General features: G+C 59.1%; 17 protein-coding genes and 1 tRNA gene. 3 read left to right on the forward strand and 15 right to left on the reverse strand.

Features of this window, described 5'->3' with window-relative positions:
- Positions 1 to 51 precede the first annotated feature (51 nt).
- From CAF80_RS13040 to rpsU, 7 genes are all read right to left on the reverse strand, one after another.
- Positions 52 to 513, reverse strand: a complete 462-nt coding sequence (locus tag CAF80_RS13040) for an Lrp/AsnC family transcriptional regulator (RefSeq protein ID WP_064599860.1) — start codon at positions 511 to 513, stop codon at positions 52 to 54.
- A 167-nt stretch (positions 514 to 680) separates the two neighbouring features.
- Complete coding sequence (locus tag CAF80_RS13045; protein WP_052266542.1) at positions 681 to 1,433, reverse strand: hypothetical protein; 753 nt, start codon at positions 1,431 to 1,433, stop codon at positions 681 to 683.
- Between the two features lie 133 nt (positions 1,434 to 1,566).
- Positions 1,567 to 1,643 (reverse strand) — tRNA-Ile (locus CAF80_RS13050).
- 15 nt (positions 1,644 to 1,658) lie between these two features.
- Positions 1,659 to 5,405 (reverse strand): bifunctional diguanylate cyclase/phosphodiesterase, encoded by a 3,747-nt coding sequence (locus CAF80_RS13055; protein ID WP_039768065.1) that lies wholly within the window; start codon positions 5,403 to 5,405, stop codon positions 1,659 to 1,661.
- A 126-nt stretch (positions 5,406 to 5,531) separates the two neighbouring features.
- Positions 5,532 to 7,379 carry an RNA polymerase sigma factor RpoD gene (gene rpoD / locus CAF80_RS13060; RefSeq protein ID WP_039768067.1) on the reverse strand — a complete coding sequence of 616 codons (1,848 nt, stop codon included), beginning with the start codon at positions 7,377 to 7,379 and terminating at the stop codon, positions 5,532 to 5,534.
- Positions 7,380 to 7,446: 67 nt separating this feature from the next.
- Positions 7,447 to 9,414: a DNA primase gene (gene dnaG / locus CAF80_RS13065; protein ID WP_074692219.1), complete on the reverse strand. Its 1,968-nt coding sequence runs from the start codon at positions 9,412 to 9,414 to the stop codon at positions 7,447 to 7,449.
- Positions 9,415 to 9,894: 480 nt separating this feature from the next.
- Positions 9,895 to 10,110 (reverse strand): 30S ribosomal protein S21, encoded by a 216-nt coding sequence (gene rpsU / locus CAF80_RS13070; RefSeq protein ID WP_002551877.1) that lies wholly within the window; start codon positions 10,108 to 10,110, stop codon positions 9,895 to 9,897.
- Positions 10,111 to 10,309: 199 nt separating this feature from the next.
- On the opposite strand from rpsU, the gene tsaD reads away from it, so the two are divergent.
- The gene (gene tsaD / locus CAF80_RS13075; protein WP_085667431.1) at positions 10,310 to 11,335 is read left to right on the forward strand and encodes a tRNA (adenosine(37)-N6)-threonylcarbamoyltransferase complex transferase subunit TsaD; all 1,026 of its coding nucleotides are present in this window, start codon (positions 10,310 to 10,312) and stop codon (positions 11,333 to 11,335) included.
- Positions 11,336 to 11,358: 23 nt separating this feature from the next.
- Here the strand turns inward: tsaD and plsY are convergent, their stop codons facing one another.
- Positions 11,359 to 11,928, reverse strand: coding sequence for a glycerol-3-phosphate 1-O-acyltransferase PlsY (plsY, locus tag CAF80_RS13080; protein ID WP_007959895.1), 570 nt, complete (start codon positions 11,926 to 11,928; stop codon positions 11,359 to 11,361).
- Between the two features lie 74 nt (positions 11,929 to 12,002).
- Here plsY and folB point away from each other — a divergent pair, with 74 nt between their 5' ends.
- Positions 12,003 to 12,359: a dihydroneopterin aldolase gene (folB, locus tag CAF80_RS13085; protein WP_064380331.1), complete on the forward strand. Its 357-nt coding sequence runs from the start codon at positions 12,003 to 12,005 to the stop codon at positions 12,357 to 12,359.
- The gene (folK, locus tag CAF80_RS13090) at positions 12,350 to 12,868 is read left to right on the forward strand and encodes a 2-amino-4-hydroxy-6-hydroxymethyldihydropteridine diphosphokinase (protein WP_085667432.1); all 519 of its coding nucleotides are present in this window, start codon (positions 12,350 to 12,352) and stop codon (positions 12,866 to 12,868) included. The genes folB and folK overlap by 10 nt, the downstream gene beginning before the upstream one ends.
- 39 nt (positions 12,869 to 12,907) lie before the next feature.
- Here the strand turns inward: folK and CAF80_RS13095 are convergent, their stop codons facing one another.
- The 7 genes from CAF80_RS13095 to apaG all read right to left on the reverse strand — a co-directional run bounded on the left by CAF80_RS13095 (position 12,908) and on the right by apaG (position 20,996).
- Positions 12,908 to 14,137, reverse strand: coding sequence for a multifunctional CCA addition/repair protein (locus CAF80_RS13095; RefSeq protein WP_039768076.1), 1,230 nt, complete (start codon positions 14,135 to 14,137; stop codon positions 12,908 to 12,910).
- 63 nt (positions 14,138 to 14,200) lie between these two features.
- Positions 14,201 to 15,763, reverse strand: coding sequence for a SpoVR family protein (locus CAF80_RS13100; RefSeq protein WP_085667433.1), 1,563 nt, complete (start codon positions 15,761 to 15,763; stop codon positions 14,201 to 14,203).
- Positions 15,760 to 17,031, reverse strand: a complete 1,272-nt coding sequence (locus tag CAF80_RS13105; protein WP_085667434.1) for a YeaH/YhbH family protein — start codon at positions 17,029 to 17,031, stop codon at positions 15,760 to 15,762. Before CAF80_RS13105 ends, CAF80_RS13100 begins: the two co-directional genes overlap by 4 nt.
- 120 nt (positions 17,032 to 17,151) lie before the next feature.
- Complete coding sequence (locus CAF80_RS13110; protein ID WP_039768078.1) at positions 17,152 to 19,074, reverse strand: PrkA family serine protein kinase; 1,923 nt, start codon at positions 19,072 to 19,074, stop codon at positions 17,152 to 17,154.
- A gap of 297 nt (positions 19,075 to 19,371) precedes the next feature.
- A complete protein-coding gene (gene glpE, locus CAF80_RS13115) occupies positions 19,372 to 19,701 on the reverse strand; it encodes a thiosulfate sulfurtransferase GlpE (RefSeq protein WP_039768079.1) in 330 nt (109 codons plus the stop codon).
- A 33-nt stretch (positions 19,702 to 19,734) separates the two neighbouring features.
- Complete coding sequence (locus CAF80_RS13120) at positions 19,735 to 20,616, reverse strand: symmetrical bis(5'-nucleosyl)-tetraphosphatase (RefSeq protein ID WP_074692226.1); 882 nt, start codon at positions 20,614 to 20,616, stop codon at positions 19,735 to 19,737.
- Positions 20,616 to 20,996, reverse strand: coding sequence for a Co2+/Mg2+ efflux protein ApaG (gene apaG / locus CAF80_RS13125; RefSeq protein ID WP_039768081.1), 381 nt, complete (start codon positions 20,994 to 20,996; stop codon positions 20,616 to 20,618). The genes CAF80_RS13120 and apaG overlap by 1 nt, the downstream gene beginning before the upstream one ends.
- Positions 20,997 to 21,027: the final 31 nt, after the last annotated feature.

Consider the following 21,027-nt stretch of genomic DNA (forward strand, 5'->3'; position numbering starts at 1 on the left):
CAATGTGTCGTCGTTTTGAGTGTTTGAGCTGCAATGTGACGATGGTGATGATCAAACTGGATGCCCGCGATCAATCTTGCTGCTGAGGATGATCGACGTCGTGGTCTTCTCCACGCCGTCTACGCTGCCGATCTGATCCAGAAGCTGATCGAGTTGTTCCGGTGAATCGGTCCGCAGCCAGGCTACGTAGTCAAATTCACCACTCACCGCGCACAATTGCTGCACTTGGGCCATCGCGCTCAACCGGCGCAGCACCTCTTTGCCGGAGCGTGGCTGCACTTTGATTCCGACGTAAGCCTGCAGCCCGCCATCTACCACACGCTGGCCCAGACGCACGCCGTAACCAGTGATGACCTTGGCCTTTTCCAGTCGCGCCAGTCGTGAAGTCACGGTGGTGCGGGCGATCCCCAATTGCCGGGCCAGCATCGCCACGCTTTCGCGGGCGTTGATTTGCAGGGCAGCGATCAGCTGGCGGTCGATTTCATCGAGCACGGGTGGGCGGATGTCGGACAAAGAGGTTCTCCATGGCGTGCGGATTACTGGTCCGTATGTTACAGGCTCGTTTGGCGAGACGCTTGTGAGAGGCCACTGGGCAGTTGGTGGTGTGTGGCCGTTGTCGAATAGAGGGAAATGCTGAGTCGACAAAGCCGCGGTTTACGCGGCTTTTTACATCTGCGGATTCAGACTTCTGATTTTTTACATTGCCTGCTCAGGACATGTTCGATGAGTTCGACTTGAAAGCGATAGCGAGCGCTGACTTGTTTAAGTAACAACGCACCCAGAGACAGGCCTAGCACCATGGCAATGATCATCAACAGTGCAGTATTTCCCCAATTACCCAACACAAAACCGGCTTCAAGGGTTTTGCCAAGCCATGGAAAACCACCAAACTCCTTGGCGCAAACATAAGCTGTTCCCAGCAGGGCGAGCCCTGCCGTTTTTTCTCCAAAGAAATAAGCGACCCTTGCTTCTGCTCGGGTGATCTTTAGCTGCAGCCAGTATTTCGCTTCTTGTAGCACCGAAATCGCATGGTGCTGGAGTGAGTCGACCAACGTATTTTCATGCCTTATATCGTCGATCATGTTTTTCAGACTGATAGTTTTCCATCGTTTGAGAATGCAGATTTGCGCCACGATGGGAGTCAGGAACGAGAGCAGTACAGACACCGTCGAGGTAAAAATTAACACCAGTGCCAGGTCTTTTCCCCACATGGGAAGTGATTTGATGGAGCTATGCCAATAGGCCATGCAGCCCGCCAACGCAATTCCTCCCGCTCCGAAGCCTAGGAACAAGTTGGTCAATCTGTCGGCATTGACTTCCAGTTTGGTCCTGCGTGCTTTCGCTTTGAGCGGTTCGCAGGTATTCAGGTATTCGAGAACCTTGATGGTCTGTTCGATAGTGTTCTCTGGAATTTCCTTTTCCATGTTGCTCATTTTTTGCTCCAGTTGATGCAAGAGTCCGTCTTGGCATTGATGCAATGCCAGATGGGGCTTGAGTGCTTCCAGTGCACTTATGTTCCAAATACAAAAAAAGGTTTATGCCGTTGGCATAAACCTTTGTCTTGTTTGGTGGGCCCACACGGACTTGAACCGTGGACCAAAGGATTATGAGTCCTCTGCTCTAACCAACTGAGCTATAGGCCCTCAGTAGGCCGCGGATTATAGCGACGGTTTCTCGGCTGTGCTATCCGAAAAATCCGATACGGCTATACGAAGAAACGTCGCGGCGAACTCTTCTGGTGGCAGCGGCAGGCTGACGATGTAGCCCTGGATCTGTTCGCAGCCTTCGGCGGCGAGGAACTGTTGTTGGGCCTGGGTTTCCACGCCTTCGGCAATTACTGTGAATTGCATGCTGCGGCCCAGGGCGATGATGGCGCGGACAATCGCCGCGTCGTGCGGGTCGTCGGGCAGGCCGCGAACGAACGACTGGTCGATCTTGAGGATGTCCAGCGGCAGGCGTTTGAGGTAACTCAACGAGGAATAACCGGTGCCGAAGTCATCGATGGCCAGTTGCACGCCGAGTTGTTTGAGCTGGTGCAGCACTGCCAGCGCCTCTTCAGCCTGGCTCATGATGAAGTTTTCGGTAATTTCCAGTTGCAGTAATTCCGGCTGCAGGCGGTTGTCCTTGAGCAGTTGCTCGATGCGTCCCAGCAGATTCGGTTGACGCAGTTGTGCGCCGGCGAGGTTCACCGACAGCGGGCCGAGGGATTCATAGATCTGGCCCCACTCGAACATCTGCCGGCAGGCGGTTTCCAGCACCCAGTCGCCGATTTGCAGAATCATGCCGTTCTCTTCTGCCAGCGGAATGAAATGCTCTGGCGGCACTTCGCCGAAGTTCGGGTGGCGCCAGCGGATCAGGGCTTCGGCGCCGACCAGATTGTGATCGTCGAGGCTGATTTTCGGCTGGTAATAGAGGTACAACTCCTCGCGCTCGATGGCCCGGCGAAGTTCGTGTTCCAGTGCTACGCGTTCGCTGGCCTGGGCGGTGAGGTCGCGGGTGTAGCTTTCGACCCGGTTGCGGCCCTTGGCCTTGGAGCGGTACATCGCCGCGTCCGCGTTCTTGATCAGGGTCGCGACATCGCAGCCGTCGCGCGGGTAAAGGCTGGTGCCGATGCTGGCGCTGATGAAGAACTCATGCTCGCCGGCCTGGAACGGCGCGCCGAAGCAGTTCAGCAGTTTGGTGGCGATGTTGTCGGCATCGCCGGGTTGTTGCAGGCCGGGCAACAGAATGATGAATTCGTCGCCACCCAGCCGCGCGACGGTGTCGATGTCTCGCAGTTGCTCCTTGAGGCGTACGGCGATGCCCTTGAGCAGCAAATCGCCGACCGGGTGACCGAGGCTGTCGTTGATGTGCTTGAAACGGTCGAGGTCGAGGAAGAGCACAGCGCCCTGGCCGCCGTTTTCCTGCTGACTGTTGAGTGCCGTCAACAGACGGCTTTCGAACAGCGTACGGTTTGGCAGCCCTGTGAGCGGGTCGTGATGGGCCTGGTAGTCGAGTTTGGCCTGGGCGTGCTTGAGGCTGGAGATATCGGCAAACACCGCAACGAAGTGGGTGATGAACTTGTCGCGGTTGCGCACGGCGCTGATGGTCAGCCAGCTCGGGTACAGCTCGCCATTTTTACGCCGGTTGGAGATCTCGCCCTGCCAGTGACCTTCGTCGGTCAATTGATGCCACATCGCCGCGTAAAACGCGCTGTCGTGCAGTCCGGAGGCCAGCAGGCGCGGAGTGTGACCCAGTGCTTCGCTTTCGCTGTAGCCGGTGATTTCGGTGAAGGCCCGGTTCACGGCGCTGATGTGTTGCTGGGTGTCGGTGATCAGCACGCCTTCGGCAGTGCTCTCGAACACGGTCGCAGCTTGCTGCAGTTTTTCCTGCATCAAGTGGCGCTCGGTGATGTCCCGGGCGATGGTCAGCATGCAGTCTTCGTCGCCGATGGGCAGCGGACGGCTGGAGACTTCGCAGAGGCGGATCTGCCCGTCGCTGCGGCGGATGTGGCAGCTGAAGTCGCGAACGAACCCGTCGCGGTGCAGCAGATCGAGCATTTGCTTGCGCTCGTTGAGGTTGACCCAGATGCCCAGGTCCAGCGCCGAGCGATCCACCGACATGGCGCTGTTGAAACCAGTGATACGACTGAAACCTTCGTTGACCTCCAGCAGCAGGCCATCGCTCTGGCGCGACAGCAGCAGACCGTCCGGCGAGGCGTGGAAGGCCTTGGCGAACTTTTCTTCGGAGGTTTGCAGTTGCTGCTGGGTTTCCTTGAGCTGGGTGATGTCGCGCACCACCACGACCAGCGCCGGTGTGGTGTCGAGCTCGAAGGGTTCAGCGGAAATCAGCCCGGTGAACACTTGACCATTGTTGCGGCGAAAGGGCATCTCCAGGTTGCGAATGCTGCCGGCCTGCAGCCGCTGAAGCAGGCCGGGACCAACACCGGGAATGCCCCAGATGTTGAGTTCGGTGGCGGTCTGGCCGATGACTTCTTCGGCCTTGAGCCCGATCTGCTCCTCAAAGGCTTCGTTGACCTCCAGCAGGCAGCCGTCGGAGAGCCGTGCAATGACCAGGATGTCCGGGCATTGCTGGAATACCGACGCGAACTTCTGTTCCGACAGGCGCAACGCCTCTTCAGTGCGCTTGGTTTCGCTGATGTCGATCATCAGGCCGCGCATTACCGGTTCATGGCCATGTTCGATCAGGCTGACGATGTCGCGCACCCACAGGCAGCGGCCGTCAGCGGTGATCACCCGGTAATCGAGGCTGTGGTCGCGTCCAGCCAAGACTTCGTGATCGCAGAAGCTCTGGGCGCGGGTCAGATCCGCCGGGTGAATGATGTTGCGCCAGAAGCCCGGAATCAGCCAGTGAGACAGCGGATAACCGAGCAGATCTTCGGCGTGGGGCGAAACATAGCTGTAGGTGAAGTCACTGATCCGCGCTTCCCAGGCGATGGCCGAAAGACTCTCCACGAGTCCGCGATAGTGGTATTCGCTGCTGCGCAGTTCCTGTTCGAGGTCGATGCGGCGGGCGATTTCCGAACTGAGGCGGCGGTTGATGCGGATCACCACCGCCAGCACGATGACCAGAAGCGAGAGACCCGGTAAGCCGTAAACCAGCAGATCGGACCAGAATGTCCGGTGATCGAGGACGTTGCCCACCCAATGTTCCTGAATGCTGCTGATTTCCTCCGGGGACATATCGGCAAGCACCTTGTCCAGAATCCCCACCAGCATTTTGTTGTCCCGAGGAACGCCCATCGCCAGTTGGTAGCGATAAGGGGTTTCGCCGCTGACATACAAACCATCCAGTTTGAGTTGGCGCAGGCTCCAGACGCTGGAGGCCAGATCGCCGACCACGGCGTCCACTTCATCGGTGGCCAGGGCCTGCAGCGCAGAGCTGACATTGGGCATCGCCACCAGGTTCAGGTCGGGATGATGGGTGCGCAGCAGTTCGTGGGGCGCGTAGTTTTCCACTACGGCGATTTTCAGGCCGTAAAGCTCCTCGAGCTTGCGCGGTTGCGGGCCGCCGACGTGGGCGAGGATGACGATCGGAAAGTCGAGATAAGGGCGGGTGAACGACAGGTAGCTCTGGCGTTCCGGGGTGGACATGATGCCCGGCAACAGGTCGATCTTGCCGTTTTTCGCTTGTTCGAGCACTACGGTCCAGCTCACCGGCTCGATGGGCGTGAGTTTGATCGCCAGGCGTTGGCGAATCACATCGATATAGTCCGCCGCCAGGCCCTGGTAGCGATTCTGGTCGTCGCGGAACTCGAAGGGCGGCCACGATGCATCGACACCCAGGCGCAGGTCCGGGTGAGCCGCCAGCCAGCTACGTTCTTCATCGTTCAGAGTCAGCGCGTCAGCCGTTGCGGTCCAGATCATCAGTGGCAGCAAAAAAAGCACGGACGCCAGTCTGGGCATAACGGTCTCGTTATGGCTCGGGGGGAATGTTTCGAGTGTAGACGGGCTGTGCGCGGGGGAGGGCGGAGCTGAGTATTTAATCTGCCATATAAACAAAACCCCCGGCCTGGGCCGGGGGTTCTGGTATCACTCGTCGAGGAAGGAGCGCAGATGCTCGCTTCGCGTCGGGTGGCGCAGCTTGCGCAGCGCCTTGGCTTCGATCTGACGGATCCGCTCGCGGGTCACGTCAAACTGTTTGCCGACTTCTTCGAGCGTATGGTCGGTGTTCATGTCGATACCGAAACGCATGCGCAGTACCTTGGCTTCACGGGCAGTAAGGCCGGACAGCACTTCGCGGGTCGCTTCTTTCAGGCTCTCAACAGTGGCGACATCGATTGGCGACTGCATGGTCGAGTCTTCGATGAAGTCACCCAGATGGGAGTCTTCGTCATCACCGATCGGGGTTTCCATGGAGATCGGCTCTTTGGCGATCTTCAATACCTTGCGGATCTTGTCCTCAGGCATTTCCATGCGTTCACCCAGCTCTTCCGGGGTCGGTTCGCGACCCATTTCCTGCAGCATCTGGCGGGAAATACGGTTGAGCTTGTTGATTGTCTCGATCATGTGCACCGGAATACGGATGGTGCGGGCCTGGTCGGCGATCGAGCGAGTGATCGCCTGACGGATCCACCAGGTGGCATAAGTCGAGAACTTGTAACCACGACGGTATTCGAACTTGTCCACCGCTTTCATCAGACCGATGTTGCCTTCCTGGATCAGATCGAGGAATTGCAGGCCGCGGTTGGTGTACTTCTTGGCGATGGAGATCACCAGACGCAAGTTTGCTTCAACCATTTCTTTCTTCGCGCGGCGGGCCTTGGCCTCACCGATCGACATGCGACGGTTGATGTCCTTGATCTCGGCGATGGTCAAACCGGTCTCGGTTTCCAGCGCGGTCAGCTTCTGCTGGCAACGGATGATGTCCGGTTGCACGCGAGCAATGGCTTCGGCGTACTTGCTCTTGCCTTTGGCCAGGGCGTCGGACCAGCTTTCGTCGACTTCGTTGCCCGGGAACTGGCGCAGGAAGTCGGCGCGAGGCATACGTGCATCACGTACGCAGAGTTGCATGATCGCGCGCTCTTGCTGACGCAGACGATCCAGGGCACTGCGAACACGCTCGACCAGGGCTTCGAATTGCTTCGGCACCAGTTTGATCGGCATGAACAGCTCGGCCAGGGCCAACAGTTCGGCAATTGCCGCCTTGTTGTGACGACCGTGCTTTTTCAGGGCCTTGCGGGTGATTTCCATCTGGTCGGCGACAGCACCGAAGCGCTGTGCGGCAATGACCGGATCCGGACCGCTTTCGGCTTCTTCTTCGTCATCGGAAGCTTCGGCGTCGTCATCGTCGTCGGATTCTTCGGCTTTCGCCGCTTTCGCGTCGATCGGCGGCGGCACTTCGGCGGCAGGCGGCGCAATGCCGTCGTCCGGGTCGATGTAACCGCTCAGAACGTCGGACAGGCGACCGCCCTCGGTAGTGACGCGAGTGTATTCGGAAAGAATATGGTCAACCGTGCCAGGGAAGTGCGCGATGGCGCTCATCACTTCACGGATGCCTTCTTCGATGCGTTTGGCGATTTCGATTTCGCCTTCACGAGTCAGAAGCTCGACCGTACCCATTTCACGCATGTACATGCGCACCGGGTCGGTGGTGCGACCGATATCGGTCTCCACCGCCGCCAACGCAGCGGCTGCTTCTTCCGCAGCGGCCTCGTCGGTATCGGCGTCGGCCAGCATAAGGGCGTCCGCATCCGGAGCACTCTCGTGTACGGGGATCCCCATGTCGTTAATCATGCGGATGATGTCTTCCACCTGCTCCGGATCTGAAATATCCTCGGGCAGGTGGTCGTTGACCTCGGCGTAAGTCAGATACTTCTGCTCACGACCCAGTTTGATCAACTCAATAATACGAGACTGCTGTTGCGCTTTTCCGGACATAACACCCTATCCACTGAAGGTCTTGGCGGGCAAAAAACAAGCCGAGGATTATACCTGAGCTATGACCTCACGCGCCAGTTGAGGTCGGGTTTGATGCGGAAACATTGCGACTTAAAAGGTCGCGCAGTTGATTTTTCTCTTCGGCGCTCAGTTCGCTTTGACGCGCTTTCCTGAGCAGTTGTTCCAGATTTCGCTCGCGTTGGCGGGCTGACAAGCTAGTAATGGTGTCGAAAAACTGTTGTTCAAGGTTGTCTCCGTCAATCAGCCATTCCTTTTCCGCCAGCGCCTTGAGCAAGCGGCCCTGTTCGGTTCCGTGCCATCGCGCGATCAACTGAAATGAGTTTAGCTTGGGATTCTTCTGTACGGCTTCGAGCAGTGCCACCAGCAGTTGTGCGTTGGTCTGGTTCTCGTCCGCGAAGTGCCCGGCGTCCTCGACTTTCTCCGCCAGTTGCGGGTGATGCAGCAAGGTTCTCAGGGCGGCCAGGGTCGGTGGTTCGACGGCGGCCGGCACGCGCGGGGCACGGGGCTGGTCGCGATCGCCGCCACGCTTGCCATTCTTGTCCCACGGTTTCTTGTCCCATTTCTTGCCGCCGGCACCGGGTTTCTTCGGCGTCCATTCCTGCTGCGGCACATACATGTCCTGTGCCTGCGGCTGATGGTAGTCGCTGTAGTCCGGCATGGCGTCATAGTCGATGCCCGGGTCGTAGGCGGGCGGTGCTTCCTGTGGCGCGCTCTGGGCCAGCTGGCTGACGCTTTCACTGCTCAGGCCGGTGATCTCGCTCAGGCGCTGACGCATCAGGATGCGCAGGTTGGCGCCAGGGACCTTGTCGATCAGCGGTGCTGCGAGCGTGGCCATGTGGGCCTTGCCCTCCAGTGAGCGCGGGTCGGCTTCTTCGGTCAGTTGCTGGAAGAAGTAGTCCGCCAGCGGCTGTGCATGCTGATTGATCCGGGCGCGGAAGGCGTCAGTGCCCTCGGCGCGAATCAACGTATCCGGGTCTTCGCCTTCAGGCAGAAACAGAAAGCGTGCACGGCGACCGTCCTGCAGGCAGGGCAGTGTGGCTTCCAGTGCGCGCCAGGCGGCATTGCGGCCAGCCTGGTCGCCGTCAAAGCAAAACAGTACGTTCGGCACGACGCGAAACAGGCGCTTGAGGTGTTCTTCGCTGGTGGCGGTGCCCAATGTCGCGACGGCATTGCGCAGGCCTTGTTGGGCCAGGGCGATGACGTCCATATAGCCCTCGACGACGATGATTTCGTCGAGGTTGCGATTGTTCTTGCGTGCTTCGTAGAGGCCGTAGAGTTCCTGGCCTTTATGGAACACGGGGGTTTCCGGCGAGTTCAGGTATTTCGGCTTGTCGTCACCGAGCACTCGTCCACCGAAAGCGATGATCCGTCCACGGGTGTCGCGGATCGGGAACATCACGCGATCGCGAAAGCGGTCGTAGCGTTTGCCGGTTTCGGCGTTTTCGATCAGCAGGCCGGCATCGATCATGGCTTTCTGCTGCAAGGTGTCGCTGCTCAAGTGTTTGAACAGGTTGTCCCATCCCGGCGGTGCGAATCCGAGGCCGAAGTCCCGGGCGATTTCGCCGGTCAGGCCGCGACCCTTGAGGTAGTCCACTGCAGCCTTGCGTGCCGGATGGCTTTTGAGCGCCTGTCGATAAAAGTCGGCGGCGGCTGTGAGCAGCGGGTACAGCGGTGAGTCGGTCGGCTGGCGCGGTTTGTTCGAGCGACCGCCTTCTTCGCGTGGGACTTCCATGCCGGCGGCTTTGGCCAGATCTTCGACAGCCTGGGGGAAGTCCAGGTTGTCGTGATCCATGAGAAAGCCGAGGGCGTTGCCGCCGGCGCCGCAGCCGAAGCAGTAATAGAACTGCTTATCGGGACTGACGCTGAACGACGGGGTTTTCTCTTTATGGAACGGGCAGCAGGCGGTGTAGTTTTTGCCGGCCTTCTTCAATTGCACGCGCGAGCTGACCACGTCGACGATGTCGGTGCGGTTCAGAAGGTCGTCAATGAAGCTCTGGGGAATCAGCCCGGCCATGGCGTTCTCGTCTGCGCTGTAATGGGTCCGATGCGAAAGGCGGCCGGACGCGGGTCAATGAGTGATGCGCGCACGTTGGGCGGCTCGACCGGTGTCGTTTGCGTAATCGCTGTCGGGAAGTGTATCTGCCGAAAATCCACTGACGTTAGTGCTCATCAGTCTTCGACTATTCGAAAATGTTGCGCTGAATCCGCTGACGGCTGGTAATCGGCCTCGGATAGCTCATGAAGCGGGCACGCAAGCTGGTGCCTTGGGCTGATCGTCGTAAGAGGAATCAGTGGGTGTGCTCGTCAGTAGCCTTGAAAGGCTCGTCAGAAAAGACGTGCACCGCTGGCAAAAGAGCCAGGCCTGACGCGGTGAAGCGGGTTTGTCTCGGTCGCATCTGCGGCTTCGACGGTGAAGCATCAAGCGTTTTACGCAAATGCCATTAGCCCGGCTGAGGGCCGGGCTTGGCAGAAGCTTGCTACGATCGTCTGTGTATTAGTACAGACGAACGGCGCGGCGCTGTTCGCGCTGAACTTTCTTGGCGTGACGCTTAACAGCAGCAGCTGCCTTGCGCTTACGCTCAGAAGTTGGCTTCTCGTAAAATTCGCGGCTACGAACTTCAGCCAGTACACCGGCTTTTTCGCAGGAGCGCTTGAAACGACGCAGAGCTACGTCGAAGGGTTCGTTCTCTTTAACTTTGACGGCTGGCATCCAGAGCTACCTTCATTCATTACCGGGGTCAACATCCTCGCGGCAAAAGAGCACTTGAAGACGTCGGTTTTTAAGGGTTGCGGATGTTAACCCCTCATCGCTCGGAATGCAAAGCCTCTGATCGAAAACCGCTGGTCGGGGCATCACGCGGCGACTATTATGCGCGCCTTCGAATTCAGCCTAAACAAGGCGCAAACCCATGCTAGTACTGGGATTAGAAACTTCCTGCGACGAAACCGGCGTCGCTTTGTACGACAGTGAACGCGGCCTGCTGGCCGATGCGCTGTTCAGTCAGATCGACCTGCACCGCGTCTATGGCGGCGTTGTGCCGGAGCTCGCCTCGCGCGATCACGTCAAGCGCATGCTGCCCCTGATTCGTCAGGTGCTGGCCGAGGCCGACTGCGTACCGACCGAGATCGACGCCATCGCCTACACCGCGGGTCCCGGCCTGGTCGGTGCGCTGCTGGTGGGGGCTTCGTGCGCCCAGGCGCTGGCCTTTGCCTGGGGCATTCCGGCCCTTGGCGTGCACCATATGGAAGGCCACCTGCTGGCGCCGATGCTGGAGCCAAAACCGCCAGAGTTCCCGTTCGTCGCTTTGTTGGTGTCCGGTGGTCATACGCAGCTGGTTCAGGTCGATGGCATCGGCCAATACAGCCTGCTCGGTGAAACGCTGGACGATGCGGCGGGCGAAGCTTTCGACAAGACTGCCAAAATGATGGGTCTCAATTATCCGGGCGGACCGGAAATCGCCAAGCTCGCAGAGAAGGGCGTCGCAGGACGTTTCACCTTCCCGCGTCCGATGTGTGATCGCCCTGGTCTGGATTTCAGCTTCAGCGGCCTGAAGACCTTCGCTCTCAACACCTGGCAGCAATGCGTCAGCGCCGGGGGCGACAGCGAGCAAGCCCGTTGCGACATCGCGCTGGCGTTCCAGCAGGCCGTGGTGGAGACTTTGACCATCAAGTGCAAGCGGGCCTTGAAGCAGGCCGGCATGAAGCGTCTTGTAATTGCCGGCGGCGTCAGTGCCAACAAGGCCCTGCGTGTGTCGCTGGAGAAAATGCTCGGCGACATGAAGGGCGATGTGTTTTATGCCCGTCCCGAGTTTTGCACCGATAACGGCGCGATGATCGCGTTTGCCGGTTGCCAGCGTTTGCAGGCCGGTCAGCAGGAAAGTCTGGCGATCAGCGTGCAGGCGCGCTGGCCGATGGAGCAGTTGTCGGCGCTGTGATGAGCGGCGCTCACGTACGTTATTTAAAAATGCCGTTCGCGCCCGGCGAACAGGTCGCGTAGATTGCCCCGGTGGCGCCAGACGATCAGCAATGTCAGCGTGCTCATCGGCAACAGCGCCGCCGGTTCCTGCCAGGCCAGCAACGGCAGGGTCAGCGGAGTGGCGATCAGTGCCGCCAGCGAGCTGGTACGGGTCAGGTAGAACGTCAGCAGCCAGGCGCACACGGCCAGCAGCGCAGCGGGTGGATACAGGCCCAGCAGCATGCCGGCCGCCGTGGCGACGCCCTTGCCACCGCGAAAGCGAAAGTACAACGGGAACAGGTGACCGATCACGGCGCAGACGCCGATCCACGCTTGATCCTGCAGCGAAAGGCCCATAGCCGAGGCGATCAGCACCGGCAGCAGGCCTTTGCACAGATCACCCAGCAGGGTCAGGATCGCGAGTTTGCGTCCGGCCAGGCGCAGCATGTTGGTGGCGCCGGCATTACCCGAGCCACTCATTCGCGGATCCGGATTTCCGGTCAGGCGGCTGAGCAAAATGGCGAAGGACAGAGAGCCGAGCAGGTAGGCGAGGATCGCCAGTAACCAAAACATGCTAACTATTCCGGGCGAGGACGCCCTGATTCTAACGGCGCATTGCGCCCTTGTCGTGCAGCGGAGAAAAGTGCTTGGACAGAGTGTTTATCGAGGGCCTGGAAGTCGACACCGTGATCGGTGCCTACGACTGGGAGCGCGGCATCCGACAGTGCCTGCGTCTTGATCTGAGCTTCGCCTGGGACAATCGGCCGGCCGCCGCCGGTGACGACCTGACCCTGGCGCTCGATTACGCCAGTGTATCCACGCGGATCCAGGCCTTTGCCGAGCAATCCCGGTATCAACTGGTCGAGACTTTCGCCGAACGTCTGGTTGAAGTGCTGATGAGTGAATTCAAGATCACCTGGGTGCGCCTGAAGCTGACCAAGCCAGGTGCCGTACCGGCCGCCAAGGGTGGCGTGGGTGTGGAGATCGAGCGCGGATGTCGCTGACCCAGGTCTATCTCGGGCTCGGTAGCAATATCGAGCGCGAAACCCATTTGCAGGCCGGTCTGGATGCCTTGTCCACGTTTCTGGTGGATATCCACTGTTCGCCTGTGTTCGAAAGCCAGCCGGTGGGGATCAAGAGCGGGCCGTTCTTCAACTTCGTGGTGTCGGCGTTCACCGATCTGCCGTTGATCGAACTGGATCGCCGATTGAAATTCATTGAAGCGGACAATGGCCGTTATGCGCCGGATCGCAAGGGCTTGCCGCTGGATATCGACGTGCTGCTGTACGGCGATCTGGCGGGCAACTTCGATGGACTGGTCCTGCCTCGGGCGGAAATCCTGAAAAATGCCTTTGTGCTGTGGCCGCTGTCTTTGATTGCGCCGGATCGGGTGCATCCCGGTGCAGGAAAAAGCTTTGCCACGTTGTGGGCCGAAGCGCAGATCGATCAGGTGCTGGCGCCGGTCGGATTCGAGTGGCGCGGTACTCAGCTCACGCCTTCAGATCTGTCTTGAATGGTTTGATCCGCCCTCGCGAGGGCGGATCAGGCGTTTTCAGGACGCCGCCGATTCCTTGTAAACCTTCAACGCCTTGAGCCGTTCGCGCTTGAGTGCCTCGCCCAGTTCCGGGCCCTTGAATCCCTTCTCCAGCAACGGCTGTACCGCCACGCCGCGCGCCACATTGGCCGCACCGCGCAGGTAATCGGCCTGTGGATAACTGCGCTGCTCAAGCCCTTTGCGGCCTCGGGCGTCCATCTCGCACGCGACGATAAATTCTTCGAAACGCTGTGGTCGACGGTAAACGTCAAAGCTTTGCAGCAACTCAAGCAAAGTCGACGCTTTCAACTCCAGGGCGCGATGCCCGTGGGTGTGATATTGGCCGACCAGCAAGGCCAACTCCTGACAGTCCTTCGGCGCCTTGAAGCGTTCGTTGACCGCTTTGATCAACGTCAGGCCTTTGTGCTCATGGGCGATGTGTCGTGGCCATTCCGCTTCTGGCGTCAGGCCTTTGCCGAGGTCGTGCAGCAGGCAGGCCCAGCGCACGGTCAGCGGCTGCTTGTGCAGGGCTGACTGCTCAAGCACGCTCAGGGTGTGAATACCGCTGTCGATTTCCGGATGATGGGCTTCCGGTTGCGGCACGCCGAACAAGGCATCGACCTCTGGCATCAGCACCTTCAAGGCGCCGCAATCGCGCAACACCTGAATGAACACCTGGGGCTGATCTTCCATCAGTGCGCGGGAAATCTCCTTCCAGCTGCGTTCGGCCGTAAGGGCTTCCAGTTCACCTGATTCGCTGAGCTGACGCATCAACTCCAAAGTTTCGGGCGCTACCTTGAAACCCAGCTCTGCGTAGCGGGCGGCAAAGCGCGCAACGCGCAGAACCCTGAGTGGATCTTCGGCAAACGCGGGGGAAACGTGGCGCAGGATCCGCTCTTCAAGATCACGCTGACCGTGGTAGGGATCGGTCAGGTTTTGCTGATCGTCTTCGGCCATGGCGTTGATTGTAAGGTCACGGCGGATCAGGTCTTCTTCCAGCGTGACCTCGGGGCTGGCGTGAAAGGTGAAGCCACCATAACCGCGACCGCTCTTGCGTTCGGTACGGGCGAGGGCGTACTCCTCGCCGCTTTTCGGGTGAAGAAACACCGGGAAATCCGCACCGACCGGGCGATATCCCTTGGCAAGCATTTCTTCTGTGGTTGCGCCGACCACTACCCAATCGATATCGGTGACCGGTTTGCCCAGCAGGCGATCACGTACCGCACCGCCGACCTTGTAAATCTGCATAAAAAACCTCCGTTGGCCCGACAGGATAACCCTTGCGCCGGACTTTCGGAGGCCTGAACGGGATCAAAGATGAATGACGGCCAGGTCGAGTCGACCGTAGTCCCCCTCGCTGTGTTCGCTGCGGGGCGGAACGTGATGGGTCTTCATGATCTGGTCGCCCTGCAGGGTTTCCAGATGAATGTCGAAGCCCCATAGCCGGTGCAGGTGTTTGAGGACCTCTTCGGTGGAATCGCCCAGCGGTTTGCGGTCGTGTTGCTGGTGGCGCAGGGTCAGCGAGCGGTCGCCGCGGCGGTCGATGCTGTAGATCTGCACGTTCGGTTCGCGATTGCCGAGGTTGTATTGCGCTGCGAGCGTTTCGCGAATGATCCGGTAGCCACCCTCGTCGTGTATGGCGGGCACCAGCAGATCGTCCTTCTGGTCGTCATCGAGGATGCTGAACAGCTTGAGGTCGCGGATCACCTTGGGTGACAGGTACTGCAGGATGAAACTCTCATCCTTGAAGCTGCTCATGGCGAACTTGAGGGTCGATAACCAATCGCTGCCGGCGATTTCCGGGAACCAGCGACGGTCTTCTTCCGTGGGCTCTTCGCACATGCGGCGGATGTCGCGATACATCGCAAAGCCCAGGGCATACGGGTTGATGCCGTTGTAATACGGGCTGTCGAACCCCGGCTGGAACACCACGCTGGTATGGGACGTCAGGAACTCCATCATGAAGCCGTCGGTCACCAGGCCTTCGTCGTACAAGTCGTTCATCAGCGTGTAGTGCCAGAACGTCGCCCAACCCTCGTTCATCACCTGGGTCTGGCGCTGTGGATAGAAATACTGGGCGATCTTGCGCACGATCCGCACGATCTCGCGCTGCCAGGGTTCCAGCAGCGGGGCGTGTTTCTCGATGAAATACAGGATGTTTTCCTGAGGTTCGGCCGGGAAGCGCGCGTTGTCTTTGTCGCTGTACTTGTCTGCGCCTTTGGGGATGGTGCGCCACAGGTCGTTGATCTGTTTCTGCAAGTGCTCCTCGCGATCCTTCTGCCGGCGCCGCTCTTCCTCCGCGGAAATCGGATACGGACGCTTGTAGCGGTCGACGCCGTAGTTCATCAGGGCATGGCAGGAGTCGAGCAGATCCTCCACCGCATCGATGCCGTGGCGCTCTTCGCACTGCATGATGTACTGCTTGGCGAACACCAGGTAATCGATAATCGAACTGGCGTCGGTCCAGGTGCGGAACAGATAGTTGCCCTTGAAGAAGCTGTTGTGGCCGTAGCAGGCATGCGCGACCACCAGCGCCTGCATGCAGATGGTGTTTTCTTCCATCAGGTACGCGATGCACGGGTCCGAGTTGATCACGATCTCATACGCCAGCCCCATCTGCCCGCGACTGTAGGATTTTTCGGTACTGAGAAAGTGCTTGCCGTAGGACCAATGGTGATAGCCCAGCGGCATGCCGACCGACGCATAGGCGTCCATCATCTGTTCGGCGGTGATCACTTCGATCTGGTTGGGATAGGTATCCAGGGCATAGCGGGCCGCGATACGGGCGATTTCACGGTCGTACGTCTGGATCAGCTCGAATGTCCATTCCGAGCCGGTGGAAATGGGTTGGCGCTTCTGCTCTTTGGCGGTCATGTCACTAACCTGCGCTGGAAGAGTTCACGGAAGACCGGATAGATATCCCCGGCCGAGACCAGTTGTTGCTGGGCAAAATTATCGGAAAAGGCTTCGGCGATGCGCTCGTACTCGTACCACAAGGCCTGATGTTCGCGCGGGGTGATCTCCACGTAAGTGTAGTACTGCACGAACGGCATGATCTGGTTGATCAGGATGTCGCGGCAGATCGGCGAGTCGTCGTTCCAGTTGTCGCCGTCGGAAGCCTGGGCGGCGTAGATGTTCCATTCGTTGCTTGGGTAGCGCTCGGCCATGATCTCCTGCATCAGCTTGAGTGCACTGGAAACGATGGTGCCGCCGGTTTCCCGGGAATAGAAAAACTCTTCTTCGTCCACTTCCCGGGCGCTGGTGTGGTGGCGGATGAACACCACGTCGATCTTGTCGTAGTTCCGCTTGAGGAACAGGTACAACAGGATGAAGAAGCGCTTGGCGATGTCCTTGGTCGCCTGGGTCATGGAGCCGGAAACGTCCATCAGGCAGAACATCACGGCCTTCGAGCTGGGGTTCGGCTGCTTGATCAGCAGGTTGTACTTGAGGTCGAAGGTATCGAGGAACGGCACCCGATGGATGCGCGCACTGAGTTTCTCGATTTCCGCCTCGAGATCCTGAATATCCCCGAAGTTATCCGGTTCTTCGCGTTTCAGTCGCGCCAGCTCTTCTTTGACTTCGCGCAGTTTGGCGCGGCTGCTGCCCGACAACGCAATGCGCCGTGCATGAGCCGAACGCAGGGTACGGATGATGTTGATCCGCGACGGGTTGCCCTCGTTGCTGATCCCCGCACGTACGGTCTTGAAGGTGTCGGTGCCGGTCAGGTTGCGCTTGACCAGGTTGGGCAGTTCGAGGTCCTCGAACATGAATTCGAGGAATTCTTCCTGGGTGATCTGGAAGACGAACTCGTCCATGCCTTCGCCGGAGTTGCCGGCCTTGCCTGGCCCACGGCCACCTCCGCCTCCCGGCGGACGGGCAATATGTTCGCCGGCGGTGAACTCCTTGTTGCCGGGATGGACCACGGTCTGCTTGCCGCCGCGACCATGGTGAAGCACCGGCTCGTCGATATCGCGACCGGGAATGCTGATCTGCTCACCGTGTTCCATATCGGTAATGGAACGCCGGCTGACCGCCTCTTCGACAGCCTTCTTGATGTGGTCACGGTAACGCCGCAGGAAGCGCTGACGGTTCACCGTGCTCTTGTTCTTGCCATTGAGACGTCGGTCGATCACATAGCTCATAGGAGGCCCTCCGGGCAGCTTCAAGTAGTGAGCTGCGAGCCGCAAGTGCAGGCATATGCCCTGGCATCAGGCTCATGCGCTTTTTTACTTGCAGCTCGAAGCTTGTAGCTTGCAGCTGCTTTACTGCGATTTCCGGACCCGCAGATACCACTCGGAGAGCAGTCGTACCTGTTTGTCGGTGTAGCCGCGTTCGACCATTCGTGTAACGAAGTCGTTGTGTTTCTGTTGATCCTCTTTGCTGGCCTTGGCGTTGAAGCTGATGACTGGCAGCAGGTCCTCGGTGTTCGAGAACATTTTCTTCTCGATGACCACCCGCAGTTTTTCGTAGCTGAGCCAGGTCGGGTTCTTGCCGTTGTTGTTGGCCCGGGCGCGCAACACGAAGTTGACGATTTCGTTGCGGAAATCCTTCGGATTGCTGATGCCGGCCGGTTTCTCGATTTTTTCCAGCTCCTCGTTGAGGGCGACGCGGTTGAGGATCTCGCCGGTTTCCGGATCTCGGTACTCCTGATCCTGAATCCAGAAGTCCGCATACAGCACGTAGCGGTCGAAGATGTTCTGGCCGTATTCGCTGTAAGACTCGAGGTAGGCGGTTTGGATCTCCTTGCCGATGAATTCGATATAACGCGGCGCCAGGTATTCTTTCAGGTAGCGCAGGTAGCGCTCGCGGGTTTCGGCCTGGAACTGTTCCTGTTCGATCTGCTGTTCCAGCACATAGAGCAGGTGTACCGGGTTGGCGGCGATTTCGTGCGGATCGAAGTTGAAGACCTTGGACAGAATCTTGAACGCGAACCGGGTCGACAGACCATTCATGCCTTCGTCGACGCCCGCCGCATCGCGGTATTCCTGAATCGACTTGGCCTTCGGATCGGTGTCCTTGAGGTTTTCGCCGTCATACACGCGCATCTTCGAATAGATGTTGGAGTTTTCCGGCTCCTTCAGGCGTGAGAGCACGGTGAACTGCGCCAGCATCTTCAGGGTGTCCGGCGCGCAATGGGCCTTGGACAAGGAGCTGTTGAACAACAGCTTGTCGTAGATCTTCACTTCGTCACTGACCCGCAGGCAGTACGGCACCTTGACGATGTAGATCCGGTCGATGAAGGCTTCGTTGTTCTTGTTGTTGCGGAAGGTGTGCCACTCCGATTCGTTGGAGTGAGCCAGCAAAATCCCGGTGAAAGGAATCGCGCCCAGGCCTTCGGTACTGTTGTAGTTGCCTTCCTGAGTGGCGGTCAGTAACGGGTGCAGCACCTTGATCGGTGCCTTGAACATCTCGACGAATTCCATCAGGCCCTGGTTGGCCCGGCACAGCGCACCTGAGTAGCTGTAGGCGTCGGCGTCGTTCTGCGGGAATTCTTCGAGTTTGCGGATATCGACCTTGCCCACCAGCGCGGAGATGTCCTGGTTGTTTTCGTCACCCGGCTCGGTCTTGGCCACGGCGATCTGGTTGAGGATCGATGGGTACAGCTTGACCACGCGGAACTGGCTGATGTCGCCGCCGAATTCGGCCAGGCGCTTGGTGGCCCATGGCGACATGATGGTGTTCAGGTAGCGCCGTGGAATGCCGAAGTCTTCCTCGAGGATCGCGCCATCTTCGGTGGCGTTGAACAGACCCAAAGGCGATTCGAATACCGGCGAGCCCTTGATCGCGTAGAAGGGCACTTTTTCCATCAGTTGTTTCAGCTTCTCGGCCAAAGACGATTTACCGCCGCCGACAGGGCCGAGCAGATAGAGGATCTGTTTCTTCTCTTCCAGGCCCTGGGCGGCATGGCGGAAATACGACACGATCTGGTCGATGCATTCTTCCATCCCGTGGAAGTCTTCAAAGGCCGGATAGCGACGGATTACCTTGTTGGAAAAAATTCGCGACAGTCTCGAGTTGGTCGAGGTGTCGAGCAGCTCCGGTTCGCCGATGGCCAGCAATAGACGCTCGGCGGCAGAAACGTAGGCGCTACGGTCGTTCTTGCACAGCTCCAGGTACTCTTGCAGCGAGAGTTCTTCCTGGCGTGTGGACTCGAAGCGTTGTTGGAAGTGGCTAAAGATACTCATGACGTCACCTCGCTCGATACGTGGAGCCGACGCCGGATCACTCAGTCGATGCTGGCAAGCAGCCGCTGTGGCAGCTGATTGTTTACCCCCCAGAACACTTTCGCGGTCGACAACCTTGAAAGTCACTCCCGATGACCCGTGCGCCGGTGTACCGGCTCTCCCCTGTTTTGGATGGCCTGGGCTTAAGGATAGTTGGGAATTCGGGAGGTAAAGGCGAGATACGTAATTAGTTGTGGCAAGACCGTTCGTCTGCCGCCGCGGGCCCACGGGAGCCGGGGCCTGCGCGTTACAAAAAAATTATTCGGAGCTGCCTTGCGCGGTTTCCGAAGGAAAAGTCGTACGCCACAGTTCGAAGCCGCCGTCCATGCTGTAGACGTCGGAGAAGCCCTGGCTCACGAGGTAGGCCGCGGCACCCTGGCTCGAGTTGCCGTGGTAGCAGACCACGACGGTCGGAGCATCGAGGTCGGCGCCCTGGATGAAAGCATGCAGGGAATGATTATCCAGATGTTTCGAGCCGCTGATGTGCAGGGCGGCGAAGGTCGCCGGGTCGCGGACGTCGACCACGACTGCACCTTGCTCGCGCAGGGCCTGGGCCTGCTCCGGGGGAATACGTTTGAATTCGCTCATGGCGGGTTCCTGTTGCTCGGCTGAAAGCGCAGTCTAACGCGGGACGCTGACTGGCGAAGTTTCGGGGATAAGTGGTGCGACGGTTGGGGCAAGGCCACCATGCTCATCGCATTTGCATGACAGGCGTTCGCCGCTGTCGACGTTCATCAGGGTCAGACTGCCGCCCCAGACACAACCGGTGTCCAGTGCGCAGATGCCTGGCTCATGGACATTGCCTTCCAGCGCCGCCCAGTGACCGAAGATGATCCGCAGACCTTTGGTCTTCCGATCCTTGTGCTGGAACCAGGGCTTATATCCCGGTGGCGCGGTGTCGAGGCCTTCCTTGCTCTTGAGGTCAAGCTTGCCTTCGGCGGTGCAGAAGCGCATGCGCGTGAAATAGTTGGTGATGACTCGCAGGCGGGTGACGCCTTTGAGATCGTTGTCCCACTTCGCCGGTTCGTTGCCGTACATGCCGTCGAGGTAGGCGGGAAACAGATTGTCGTCGCGCAGGGCGGTTTCGACCTCGGCGGCGCACTTCAGAGCGCGCCGCAGCGACCATTGCGGCGGGATGCCGGCGTGGGCCATGGCGACATCACGCACTTCGTCGTAGTGCATCAGCTTTTGCTGACGCAACCACTCCATCAGCACCGGGCCGTCGGGGGCTTCGATAATCTCGCGCAGGGTGTCGGACTTTTTCAGGCGCTCGATCTTTTTAGCGGCCGCCAGCAGGTGCAGGTCGTGATTGCCCAGCACGCAAACCAGCGATTCGCGCATGCCATATAGAAAACGCAGGGTTTCCAGCGATTGCGGGCCACGGTTGACCAGGTCGCCGACCAGCCACAGCCGATCGATCGACGGATCGAACGCAACCTGCTTGAGCAGGCATTTCAGCGGTTCGAGGCAGCCTTGCAAGTCCCCCACGGCATACGTCGCCATCAGTGAAGGGCTCCGGGGACGGCGAGGCGGAAGGGCTTGATGATTGCGTCGAAATGTTTGCCGTCGCTGGCAACCATTTCGTAAGTGCCTTGCATGGTGCCGACCTTGGTGGTCATGACCGTGCCGCTGCTGTACGTGTGGCTTTTGCCTGAATCGATCAGTGGTTGCTGGCCGACGACACCGGCGCCGCGGACTTCTTCGACATGGCCGTCGCCGTCAGTGATCACCCAGTGACGCGACATCAGGCGTGCGGGCTGCTCGCCATTATTCTGCACGGTGATGGTGTAGGCGAAGGCGAAGCGGTCGTGCTCGGGTTGCGATTGGTCTGCCAGATAGTGGGTAACGACGCTGACATCGACCTGATAACGAGGATCGGACATGCAAAAGGGCCTTAAACGAAGCGGAACGCGA

The sequence above is a fragment of the Pseudomonas sp. B34(2017) genome, assembly GCF_002112915.1.
Taxonomy (GTDB): domain Bacteria; phylum Pseudomonadota; class Gammaproteobacteria; order Pseudomonadales; family Pseudomonadaceae; genus Aquipseudomonas; species Aquipseudomonas pharyngis.

Coding starts and splice junctions, on each gene's coding strand:
- CAF80_RS13055 (WP_039768065.1), bottom strand. CDS start 5,405: ATGCCCAGACTGGCGTCCGTGCTTTTTTTGCTGCCACTGATGATCTGG.
- dnaG (WP_074692219.1), bottom strand. CDS start 9,414: ATGGCCGGGCTGATTCCCCAGAGCTTCATTGACGACCTTCTGAACCGC.
- CAF80_RS13095 (WP_039768076.1), bottom strand. CDS start 14,137: ATGCAGATTTACAAGGTCGGCGGTGCGGTACGTGATCGCCTGCTGGGC.
- apaG (WP_039768081.1), bottom strand. CDS start 20,996: ATGTCCGATCCTCGTTATCAGGTCGATGTCAGCGTCGTTACCCACTAT.
- rpoD (WP_039768067.1), bottom strand. CDS start 7,379: ATGTCCGGAAAAGCGCAACAGCAGTCTCGTATTATTGAGTTGATCAAA.
- plsY (WP_007959895.1), bottom strand. CDS start 11,928: ATGTTTTGGTTACTGGCGATCCTCGCCTACCTGCTCGGCTCTCTGTCC.
- CAF80_RS13110 (WP_039768078.1), bottom strand. CDS start 19,074: ATGAGTATCTTTAGCCACTTCCAACAACGCTTCGAGTCCACACGCCAG.
- CAF80_RS13045 (WP_052266542.1), bottom strand. CDS start 1,433: ATGAGCAACATGGAAAAGGAAATTCCAGAGAACACTATCGAACAGACC.
- CAF80_RS13100 (WP_085667433.1), bottom strand. CDS start 15,763: ATGACCGCCAAAGAGCAGAAGCGCCAACCCATTTCCACCGGCTCGGAA.
- glpE (WP_039768079.1), bottom strand. CDS start 19,701: ATGAGCGAATTCAAACGTATTCCCCCGGAGCAGGCCCAGGCCCTGCGC.
- rpsU (WP_002551877.1), bottom strand. CDS start 10,110: ATGCCAGCCGTCAAAGTTAAAGAGAACGAACCCTTCGACGTAGCTCTG.
- CAF80_RS13120 (WP_074692226.1), bottom strand. CDS start 20,616: ATGGCGACGTATGCCGTGGGGGACTTGCAAGGCTGCCTCGAACCGCTG.
- tsaD (WP_085667431.1), top strand. CDS start 10,310: ATGCTAGTACTGGGATTAGAAACTTCCTGCGACGAAACCGGCGTCGCT.
- folK (WP_085667432.1), top strand. CDS start 12,350: ATGTCGCTGACCCAGGTCTATCTCGGGCTCGGTAGCAATATCGAGCGC.
- CAF80_RS13105 (WP_085667434.1), bottom strand. CDS start 17,031: ATGAGCTATGTGATCGACCGACGTCTCAATGGCAAGAACAAGAGCACG.